Origin of the sequence: Colwellia sp. BRX8-5 (assembly GCF_014077325.1) — a bacterium.
Lineage (GTDB): Bacteria > Pseudomonadota > Gammaproteobacteria > Enterobacterales > Alteromonadaceae > Colwellia_A.
In genome coordinates, this window is record NZ_JACGVR010000009.1 from 66,569 (window position 1) to 77,377 (window position 10,809).

Below are 10,809 nucleotides of genomic sequence, written 5' to 3' on the forward strand. Positions count from 1 at the left end.
GAATAAGTGAAAACATTGTTCTGGTTGTGTCTATAAATGTATATTTTTTGCTAATTATTAATAACTTAGTTAATATGTTGTGATTAGTAAATGCATCAAATCTAGTTTGATATATAACCCTTTCAAGGACGTAACATGACTTCTAAAGACATAAAAATAGACCTGAATACAGATCATCGTACAGGAAAAATCCCTAATGAATCAGTCATACAAATAGCTTTAATAAAAAACTGTATATCAGAAATAACAAACAATATTAATGCTACAACAGGCCTTGCAAATAATACTGATGGTGATGCTCCTTTATTGCAGTCAGGTGAGAATGTTTATTTTGTTGACGGTACCCGTGGTGCTGGTAAAACTACCTTTATGCGCTCGTTAAGAGAAGAGTTAGAAAAAGATGAAGATTCGAAAATATATCCCCTAGAGCTAATTGACCCAACGAAGTTTGAAACGCCGATGGGGATTTTAGTTTCAGTTATTAGTTTATTAAACTCCGCTGTTGAAAAGAAAAGAAAAAATAGCTTTTCCTGGGGAAATGAAAATAAAGATTATGATGAATGGCAAGATGTACTAAATAAGTTAGCAAAAGGTATAAAATCTTATGCGAAAAAGGACAGTAAAATAGATAGTATTGATGATGTTTTAAGATTGTCTAAGGGAATAGATTATTCATTTTCTAGCTTAACACTTAGTCAGCAATGCCATGAGTTGTTTGATAAAGCAGCTAAAATAATTAATTGTAAAGCGTTTTTATTAACATTTGATGATGTAGATACTAACTTCGCAGCAGGTTGGGAAGTTTTGGAAACTATTCGATGTCAATTAACAAGTGCGAGAATAGTCACTTTAATTACAGGTGACTTACAGTTATATACTCACTTAGTTAGAGGTAAGCAGTTTGGTAATTTTGATAAATGTCTATTTAAACATGATAGTAAGCGTCAAGGTGAACGTGAGTTGATGGTAGATCATTTAGAACAACAATACTTATTAAAAATTTTCCCCGTTGAAAATAGATTTAGGCTCCGCACTTTAGGGCAATTAATCCAAAATGATGATCATAAAATATATATTAAAAGTTTCTGCGGAAAGGAGGATTATCTCGTAAGTGTTATCACAAACTTGATTTCTGATGGTCTTAACTTAAAAAGTTCAAATAATGAATATATTGATGAATATTTAAATTATTTGCTTCAATCACCTATAAGGCAAAATCTTCAATTAATAACTCGTTACAATAATGATTTGGTAAAGGAAGGTAATTTATTAAAGACGGATAGTGACGATGAAGTAAGAGCTAAACTTAATAATATAAATAAGCCAAATATCTTAAATTCCACGCTCAATGCACTTATGGTCTCTTGTCTTTATAAAGCAGGAATAGATAATGTAGAGTTAACTAAATTAAACTTATCCTATATTAGTTCAGAAGTGTTTAATTATTCGCATATTTATGGAGATGTAAATGCAAGCTTTTATTTACGACCAAATTCAAATAAGGAATACCTTTGTAATATATCAATTACTTTGGCAGCCGCAGTAGCCGCTAATTTAAAAGGGAGTATTTCAAATTGCCTTCGTTATATGCTAGTTGCACTAGGTAGTGTGAGTTTATTCGATACAATCTCAAATATTAAAGAGAACAAAGTAATTAGTAATGATAAAGAGCAATTTAAGATACTATTTAAAAGTTATATGGGCATTGGTCGTAATGAAAGTTTAAGTAACTGGTCTTCTCATGCTCATGCTTGTTTAAGTAGCACAAAGGTAAAAGTTGTCTATCCAGGTGTGTTACAACTTAACAAAAATGCGAGAAGCCATTATTTATATAATGTGAAATCTAGTGAGGATGGTTATGCTGTTTTTAAGTACAAACAAAATGAAACTAATCTTGCCTATTTATCTGCCGCATCTTCAAGTAGTGAATCAGTATCAACAAAGAAGTGTAATTTCTTTTCGATATTTAGTTTGATATCAGCTATAGATGAACTGATGAATGTTGTAAATGATTCTGATGATTTTGACGTGAAACACTTCATTAAACCTATGACAGTTAAAACCGCATCTATTCCTACCTGGAGTGGAGATGTACTACCTGATACAACGGAAGATGAAGAAGATGAAGCAGAAGATGATGAAAAGAATAAACTTGTAGAGGACGCTTCAATAACTGACGATATTAAGGAGTGGTTTAGTGCTTGGCATAAAAACCTAGGTAATTTAAATGACAAAACAACCCCATCAGCTTTACTTATTGGAAAAATATGGGAACGACTTAATTCTAATTTAGCAGAAATAGCGCGTCAGCACCGTAGTAGGCTTGCTAAAGATAAAGCCGGCAATGTAACTAAAGCTAATGGTAATGCAGCACTAATTATGCGTTACAAAGTTATTGCTTTATTAAATGCCGTATTATTTGAAGAAGATAAGTACCATAAAAACGAGAAAGAAAATTCACTATTTAACGACCTTGGCTCTTTAACTAACTCTGTAACTTCAAGTAAAGAATTTTCTAATAAAATTAAGAAGATAATAGATAATAACCTTCTTGATAGAAACCTTGAAGCACTTAGTATTCGATACCCTATATTTGTTTCACTAGCAACTTGTCCTTTAATTATTCCATTTATTTTTGCAAAGAATAGTTGCTACGATATCGTAGATGAAATCCGATATAACCGAAGAATAAATTACTTTTTTATCAGTATGTCTTCAAGTTTTAACCCTAAATTTAAGCCTGTGGTAGAAGAAGTAGCGGAAATATTAGAAGAAAAAAATAAACTAGCAGAGGTAGAAAAAACAAAAACATCAGTAAAACAGAAAGCTTTAAATGTAAAAGAAGAGAACGTTATGGATGATGCTATTAATAAAGTGCAGGATGAATACGGCTTTCAGACCCTGTATAAATCATATGTAGCTGATGTGAAAAAAGGCAAAAATACAGACCCTATCTACAAAACAGATGTACAAGATGTAGTTGAAGCAAGTTCTGTTATAGAAGAAAATACGGCTTCTAAATAATGAGTCAACTCCCTTATATAGAACCTTATATATTATCTTCTAATGAGATTTTGGCCGATTTTTTAAATCGGCCATTTGATGAACTAATTTCAGCGCAAACCTACAATGAACTTGTTTATTATACATTTAGGAAATCTCAAACATTATTACCTGACCATGTTTTTTCAAAGCGTTGGCAATCAATTATTCAGCAACAAAAATCAGGGTTTTGTATTGAGGCATTAGATCATTTATCTAGTCAGCTTTTACAAGTAAGAGTTAATAAAGTAGAGGTCAAAATAGAGCACTTTAACGAGTGGCAAGGTATATTATCTCGAATGTCTGGCTTACCAGTGATTTCTTATTTACTTGCAAAGCAGAACTTAAGTGATGATAAATTAACAGAAATGATATACGCAAGCATAGGTCATTCTGTTTTAGTACATCCGTATCAGCCTGATGTAGCTGATTATATATTGCGTGAACAATTAAATGAAACACATATCCATTTGAATGGTTCTACGAGTGCAGAGCAATGCTGGTTAAGGGCATTACATTCTCCTAAGCTAGAAATCATTGAGTTTAGTAATAGTTACAATATACATCAGCAAGCAAGGGAGTTAGTTCGTCAAATTGATCCTACGCTAGACCCTTTAGTATTAAAAAAACGTCTTAGCCTTGCCATCGGTTTACGGGAAATTTTGAGTTGTTATGCGCGTGGTAAAGGATTTCCGGAAAGCTTAAAAACTTGCAATACTGTAGATGAAATTGTGGAATTACAAAGGACTCAGCACAAAAAATTATCAATAGCAGATGAAGTTATATTTCAAAGTAAAGTGATACAAGCCTTAATAGATGAAAGGACTGACCATCCGATTCAAAGAGTATTTTGGTTGTATTTATTATTGATGAACCAATACTGTGAACTGATGGTACAACGGGAAGATCAGTTTGGTTTTGATTTTTTTCAAAAATTTACATTTACAGACTTACGTGAAAATGAAGAACAGTGTTTTTTAAAACGCTTCAAAGTGATACATGGTAACAATAAAAAATCTCAAGTCGGTTTTTTTGAGGGACGATTTGCTCCAAAAAAGACTTACGTAAAGTTAACAAGTTTATTGAAAGATATTTTATCTGGTTATCATGAATACTTAGGTCTAAAAAAGAGTAAAAACTTATCGTTGACAGACTTATTAATCGATTTAGATAAAAATGAGATTAATAATGATAAGTTTAAACTTGCTTTAGTTGTTCATTTTATAAAATTAAAAGAGAATCAATTAAATAAAAGTTATTTCAGGTTTTCAGAATTACGTCAGGACCTTCGTGACCGTTGTGATATTTTAATAAAATGTTGTGATGATTACCCATTGTTGATTCACTGGTTGAGAGGCGTTGATGGCGCTGCAAATGAATTACATACCCCCCCTGAAGTATTTGCTCCAATTTTCAGGGTATGTAAACAATCAGGTATACACCATTCTACTTTTCATGTAGGTGAAGATTTTGTTCACTTACTATCAGGAATACGTGCGATTGATGATGCTGTGCGCTTTTTGCCTCTCCAAACAGGTGATCGTTTAGGGCATTGCACTGCGATAGGTATTTGGCCTGATATATGGGCACAGCATATGCCTCATCATTTACGTGTCACCAGAGAAGATTGGTTGCTAGATTTACTTTTTATTTGGAAGTATTTTAGTACCAGTAGTAAATATCAAAAAGTTTCAGAAAAAGCACGGCAAGATGCTATTGAGCAATCAAATTATATTTTCAACGACGATATTTTTTTAGATATAGAGCAGAGTTATGCTGTTTTATCGTTGCGTGATGCTTGGCCTGAGTATTTCTTACAAGCAATAAAACTAATCGATGACTTCCCTGGTAAATTTGTAAATAAAAGTAAGTTTCAATGGAGAATGTTGGGCTTAATCAGCCCTAAGTGGCAGGAGGAAGCTAAGCATATTGAGAAAATTATCCATAAAACTCATGAAAAAGTACTTAAACTTTATGCTAGCTGGCTTACAAATAAAGATTTACGCACACGGAGCAATGAAATTATTAGTGTGGAAAGGGATTACTTACCTAATGAAGCGAGTGTTGAATTACAAGATATGCTTTTACAGAAATTGAGCACTAAAAAAATTATCATCGAATCTTTACCAACAAGTAATGTAAGAATTAGTCAGTATAAGGAAATGAAAGAACATCATATTTTCCGTTGGATGGGGCTAGATATACGACATGAAAATAGTGGAATAAAAGCCCTAGTCTCTCTTGGGTCTGATGACCCAGGTATTTTTGCTAATGATCTTGTTACTGATTTTTATCACTTGTATCAAGTATTAAGAGAGCAATATAAACTATCTGATCATGATGCAATAAAAGAGTTAGCTACAGTAAATGAAAGAGGTCGAATTTACCGTTTTCATCATCAACCAACAGTATGACTTCAATAATAAAAAAAAAGCAAGCATTCGAACTTAGCCTTTTTATTACTAAAAGGTTTTGTTTGAATCACTCTGCACTATTCGGTAATAGAAAGCATTACCTTGTTTTTTAAATGTTAACTTTCCACTTACACTTACCACAGTTTTTAATTCGCTGTTAGTTTGTGCCCATTCTAATTATTCATGGTAATGATGAGTGGCAATCTTTATATATTGGGCTCAATATTATCTATTTGCTCTTTCTCATCAGTGGAAGAGGAAACTGTTGCCAGAGGTTTGAGTCTGCCTTCGGTATTTAGTTGGTAACCTTTACGGTTGATAAGCTTTTGCCATTGTTGCTTAAAACCTATTTTTTTGGTGTTTTTGTATAGTTCAATTGCTTCACCTTCAGCGGTAATTGCTTGGAAGGATTCTATTAATGGATAGTTTGCTAAAACAAAAGTCTCTTTACGATGCAATATAGGTGGGTTATCTGATTTATGGTAGTTAGCTTTCCGCTGTGTTTGCTCTTCTAAGTCAATTGTTATGCTTATATGGAGTGCAGGGTAGGCGTATGTATCAAAGTCGGGATAGTTGAGCAGGGTTATTTTAAAATCACGTTTGTATAACTTTAGTAAGTTCCACTGCTCGGTAATGTTCAGTTTATTGATGGTGTCTAAAATATAACTTAGCAATGTGTCTGATAATACTGATTCAATTGCAGAGCGGTGCAGGTAAATAGCAGTGGGTAACTTTTTTCCGTGCTGTAGTGATTTAACTTGCTCGCGGTATTCAACAAATTTCATTAGTAGGCTATTTACCTTGGTTCATGTCTATTAGATTCTGCTCAATTTGACTTTGATCTATTTGATAAAAAAAGGCATTAACTTGCTTTCTAAACGTTAGTTTACCGTTTTCTCTAAGGTGCATTAACTCACAGCCAGAAATATTCAGTAGTTTTTGTGTTTTTTTACTGGTTAGCCAGGTGCAATTTAGATCGTTATTTGTCATGGTATTTAGATATTAGACTGTGGTTTACAAATACCACAGTTTTTAATTGGCTCACTTTTTATTCTGTTAGTTTGTGCCCACTCTAATTATTCATGGTAATTATGAGTGGCAATCTTTATATAGTCATTTCTGGTAAAGCTATTTTCAGTATAGTCTTTTTTAGTGCCGTTTATGGTAATACAGGTAGTTTTATGAATTGCAACGTAATTAGAGTTTAGTGCCCGTAATACATTTGCCACAAAGCTTTGGGGAAAGTTATTAACCAACGTTAAGTATGACCTGTCGTCGTTATCAAAAATTGCCACTTTCATTCCTTTGGAATCTTTTAAAAGTCATTATAAGTTAATGGTTTAGTTAATCTGTTGAGTATTACTTTTAAAGTTAACATGCTATCGTTTGGACAATGAAAATATACCTTATAGTTTTGAGGTCATCATTATTTATTAGATTTAAATGGAGTAAATATGTCTAATTATGGTAAATACGGGTTAGTTGCTTTAAACGCTGTTAATAAACTTAACAGCATGAAAGAAATTGCCCCCAGTAACGCATGGGATGAAGCTGCTGCATTTGTATTTCCAACTCAGTTAAGTTCAAGAAAGAAAGGGTGTCCGCGTTCCTCATTTTTAGGCTTATGTGAAGAAGGTAAAGTTAAAGGTGTTAAATCTGGAAATTATACCAGCTCTAAGGCTAATAAAGCTTATGCAAACGATGCCGCTGAGTTGCTAAAAAATACCCCTAAGCTAACCACAAAAGAATTATGGGGTAAGGTAATTAGTAACGCTGAGCCTAAAGCCCATAATAGCCAAATGAATGTTGTTGCCGCTTTATTTCATGAAGGCTACTTAATTACCGGATAAGGATTTTATATTTTGCATAATGAAAGCGTTAATCAAGAAAGCACGAAGCAAAAAAATATTAATAAAGAAGACTTTAAGCGTGAATGCTCTCGCCAGTTAATGGATTACTTTCAGCTATTACACAAAAACAAACTTGATACTGAACTTAAGCACAGAGTGCAGGGCTTTATTAATGCCGGTGAATTTTTACAGGTTATCACTAGAGCTGAAGCGATTCAGTTAATGGATGATGCTCACTTGTCTGTATTTGGTGTAACGAATGAGCAACGCAAGGCGCGTAAGGCAGAGATAAAATCGGTAAAAGGTGACCAATGGGCTAGTATTTTTGATATACCTGCAGTAGAGAGGTTGGCTAAAAGGTAACTTGGCCTTTGTTTTAAAATAGCGAAGATAATGTGTTGTTTTACCATTTCGTTGTTTTTAAGTTGCGATTACAGGTAGTAGAGGTAATAAATCAGGTATCTTTCTGTAATATATAGGGAAAGGTTGATTTAAAATAATGGTAATTAGTATCGTTTTAGGGGATAGTAAAGTAGTAAATAGGATGTATTAACTAATATGGATATCAAAAGAATATAACTCATCATATGTTTCACTTCAGTTAAATTGATTATTACTTCTTTGCATGTAAATGACTCACACTTCTTAAGCTTGTGAAGTCTTCATGCTGAGAATAATAGCTCATCATGCAGTTAATCCAAATCATACCAAATAACGGAATAATTATGACCCTAAAAAAATTTGTAGCAAATAAACCCCGCGCACTTCCTGTAATAATTTTAGCTGACACCAGCGGCAGCATGTCTATCGATGGAAAAATAAATTCTCTTAATCAATCTTTAAAAGATATGATCAAAAGCTTCGCCCAAGGAAGTAGAAGCAGGGCTGAGATTAATGTTGCTGTTATTACTTTTGGTGGCCAAGCTGAAGTTCATTTGAATCTAACCCCGGCACATCAAATAGAGCAACTTGAAGAGTTACAAGCCACTGGGGGAACCCCGCTTGGTAAAGCGTGTTTATTAGCAAAAGAATTAATTGAAAATAAAGAGATACTTCCATCAAGATCATATCGCCCTGTGATTATTTTATTGTCTGATGGACATCCAACCGATAATTATAGTTCAGCATTCAATGAACTAATAAATAGTGATAGAGCAAAAAAAGCAACCCGTTTAGCCTTATCTATTGGCGCTGATGCTGATGATAGTGTGTTAGGTGATTTTAATAATGACATAGAAGCTCCTCTCTTTTATGCCAAAAATGCTAGTGATATCCATCGTTTTTTTCGTGCAGTGACTATGAGTGTATCTAATCACTCAAAAAGTCAGGCGCCTAACGAGCCAATGAAACTCGATTTTGCTGAAGTTGCAGAAGGCGAACTTGTTGAAGATGATTTCGATTTAGACTTCTAAGCAATGCTAAAGCTTATTTCAACTTCTGTTATTGGTCCTGGGCATATTAGTGATAATTTACCGAACCAAGATGCGATTGGCCATTTCATTAGTGATAAATATTGGGCAATCGTAGTTTGTGATGGCATGGGGTCGAGAATTCATGCAGATATTGGCTCCATTATCGCAATCCAATCGATTAAAGCAGTGCTTAAAAAGTCTGATTTTGATGCTCCTTCTAAAACAGTGATCGCTGAATTTTATCAGCATTGGCTTAATACACTGAAACAGCGTGCAATAAAACCAAATGATGCTGTTACCACTGTACTCATTGCTTGGGGAGATCATCAAGGACGTTTCAGGTTTTTTCAATTAGGTGATGGGGTGATTTGTACTACAAAAACAAACTATACCAAAACATCAATTGATGAATTTTCTAATTTAACTACAGGGTTGGGCTTATCGAAGCAATATGGCGATTGGACTGCTGGTCATGGAGCCTTATCGACGCAAGATAAGGCGATATTGTTGATGACAGATGGTATTAGTGAAGACATTACTGAGCACTGCGAATTTACTGAAGCACTGGCAACCTATTCCTCTAATAAGTCACCTAGGCGAGTAAAGAAGCATTTAAAAGATATGTTTGTAAGCTGGCCAACCCCTTTTCACACGGATGATAAAAGTTTAGCTATGGTAATTTTAAATGACAAAAAGTAGAAAGAAAATTGTTTATGACAGTCAGGGCAATGAATATGTACTGACAGGTAAAGTTGGTGAAGGCGGACAGGGAATGGTGTGCAGTACAGATCGCCCTGGCACTTTAGTTAAAATTATTAACACTAAAGACAAAGCTAAAATTGATAAAGCTATAAAACAAATACAATGGATTAGTCAGCAAAATATTAGTGATTTAAATTTGGCATTGCCAAAAATTGCCATTACCCAGCCAAAACATGGTTATGTAATGGAATTAATGGATGGTCTCATTTCATTACAAGATGTATTAGAGCAAAGCTTTAATGATCTTCAAGATAATGAAAGTACTGAGCAGTATTTAAATACAGGCAGTATTAGTAGACGTATTAAGCTGCTATTAGAGATAGCATCAACTTTATCAGAGCTTCATTCAAGAGGTTATGCTTACGGAGATTTATCTCCTGAGAATATTTTTGTGTCGAAGAACGTAGCACATTCACAAGTGTGGTTTATTGATTGTGACAATATTTGCTTTAATGAACGTGAAGGTTCTACTCACCTTTTTACACCCGGTTATGGTGCACCTGAAGTGGTTAGAAATGAACAAAACATTAATTGCCTAACAGATGCATGGTCGTTTGCGGTCATCGCATTTGAGTTATTGACGCATCAACATCCTTATAAAGGTTTGTATGTTGAAGATGGTGAGCCTGAAATTGTTGAGCAACAAGCTTTTGAAGGACAATTACCTTGGATATACGATTCTAGTGATGACTCTAATGAGTCAGTTGGTGGCATTCCGTTAAGTATGGTTGCGAATGCTCAGATGGTTGAGCTTTTTAAACGTTGTTTTGAAGACGGTAAACAAAACCCATTATTGCGACCATCTTTGACTGAATGGCGAAGTGTTCTGCAACGAGCAACCGACCAAACTTTGGATTGCCAACATTGCCGTCATCAATTTTTCTATGATACGAGTAAGAAACCTCAAAGCTGCCCATTTTGCGTTCAAGAAGCTGAATCTGGTAGCTTTATTGTTTTTGAGCAGGTTATTGTGGAAGAAGAAGATGGCAACACTCAATTTCACTCACTAAATAATCATCGCATCATTAACAAAGATGGGACTCTGAGTTTTAGTTCAGCGCCATATGGCACTGAACTATGGAACCAAGCCGATTCTTTGCTCAACATTAACTGGAAAGAGAATAAGCTTCATTTACAACCCATTAATAATGCGACAGTTCTGATTCATAAAGGTGACTCTGATTTAGAGTTCACCCGAGAAAAAAGAATTGCTTTAAGCAACAGTACGACAAAGAATCCTTATTATTTTTCAGCATGGCAGCCTAGTGCAATAGAAGATGATGCACATCTTCAGTTGATGCAAAGTTATCGCTGGCGTTTTGTGTGAGG

At 34.2% G+C, this 10,809-nt stretch carries 8 protein-coding genes; 7 read left to right on the plus strand and 1 reads right to left on the minus strand.

Annotation, left to right across the window (positions count from 1 at the left end; translation table 11 throughout):
- The first annotated feature begins 135 nt into the window (after window positions 1-135).
- Window positions 136-3,024 carry a hypothetical protein gene (locus H4J62_RS08515; protein ID WP_182231329.1) on the plus strand — a complete coding sequence of 963 codons (2,889 nt, stop codon included), beginning with the start codon at window positions 136-138 and terminating at the stop codon, window positions 3,022-3,024.
- Complete coding sequence (locus tag H4J62_RS08520; RefSeq protein ID WP_182218358.1) at window positions 3,024-5,456, plus strand: hypothetical protein; 2,433 nt, start codon at window positions 3,024-3,026, stop codon at window positions 5,454-5,456. Before H4J62_RS08515 ends, H4J62_RS08520 begins: the two co-directional genes overlap by 1 nt.
- 206 nt (window positions 5,457-5,662) lie before the next feature.
- On the opposite strand, the gene H4J62_RS08525 is transcribed toward H4J62_RS08520, so the two are convergent.
- Window positions 5,663-6,241, minus strand: a complete 579-nt coding sequence (locus H4J62_RS08525) for a hypothetical protein (RefSeq protein WP_182218356.1) — start codon at window positions 6,239-6,241, stop codon at window positions 5,663-5,665.
- Window positions 6,242-6,910: 669 nt separating this feature from the next.
- Here H4J62_RS08525 and H4J62_RS08530 point away from each other — a divergent pair.
- The 5 genes from H4J62_RS08530 (at window position 6,911) to H4J62_RS08550 (ending at window position 10,807) form a co-directional block, all read left to right on the plus strand.
- Window positions 6,911-7,306: a DUF6979 family protein gene (locus H4J62_RS08530; protein ID WP_182218353.1), complete on the plus strand. Its 396-nt coding sequence runs from the start codon at window positions 6,911-6,913 to the stop codon at window positions 7,304-7,306.
- 12 nt (window positions 7,307-7,318) lie between these two features.
- Entirely contained in the window at window positions 7,319-7,669 is a 351-nt protein-coding gene (locus tag H4J62_RS08535; RefSeq protein ID WP_182218351.1) for a hypothetical protein, read from the plus strand.
- 362 nt (window positions 7,670-8,031) lie between these two features.
- Window positions 8,032-8,718, plus strand: a complete 687-nt coding sequence (locus H4J62_RS08540; RefSeq protein ID WP_182218349.1) for a VWA domain-containing protein — start codon at window positions 8,032-8,034, stop codon at window positions 8,716-8,718.
- A 3-nt stretch (window positions 8,719-8,721) separates the two neighbouring features.
- Window positions 8,722-9,417 carry a PP2C family serine/threonine-protein phosphatase gene (locus H4J62_RS08545; protein ID WP_182218348.1) on the plus strand — a complete coding sequence of 232 codons (696 nt, stop codon included), beginning with the start codon at window positions 8,722-8,724 and terminating at the stop codon, window positions 9,415-9,417.
- Window positions 9,404-10,807 carry a protein kinase domain-containing protein gene (locus tag H4J62_RS08550; protein WP_182218346.1) on the plus strand — a complete coding sequence of 468 codons (1,404 nt, stop codon included), beginning with the start codon at window positions 9,404-9,406 and terminating at the stop codon, window positions 10,805-10,807. Before H4J62_RS08545 ends, H4J62_RS08550 begins: the two co-directional genes overlap by 14 nt.
- Window positions 10,808-10,809 lie beyond the last annotated feature (2 nt).

Excerpts from the sequence above, each read along its gene's own strand:
- H4J62_RS08550 (WP_182218346.1), top strand. The coding sequence starts at position 9,404 with ATGACAAAAAGTAGAAAGAAAATTGTTTATGACAGTCAGGGCAATGAA.
- H4J62_RS08540 (WP_182218349.1), top strand. The coding sequence starts at position 8,032 with ATGACCCTAAAAAAATTTGTAGCAAATAAACCCCGCGCACTTCCTGTA.
- H4J62_RS08520 (WP_182218358.1), top strand. The coding sequence starts at position 3,024 with ATGAGTCAACTCCCTTATATAGAACCTTATATATTATCTTCTAATGAG.
- H4J62_RS08530 (WP_182218353.1), top strand. The coding sequence starts at position 6,911 with ATGTCTAATTATGGTAAATACGGGTTAGTTGCTTTAAACGCTGTTAAT.
- H4J62_RS08525 (WP_182218356.1), bottom strand. The coding sequence starts at position 6,241 with ATGAAATTTGTTGAATACCGCGAGCAAGTTAAATCACTACAGCACGGA.
- H4J62_RS08545 (WP_182218348.1), top strand. The coding sequence starts at position 8,722 with ATGCTAAAGCTTATTTCAACTTCTGTTATTGGTCCTGGGCATATTAGT.
- H4J62_RS08515 (WP_182231329.1), top strand. The coding sequence starts at position 136 with ATGACTTCTAAAGACATAAAAATAGACCTGAATACAGATCATCGTACA.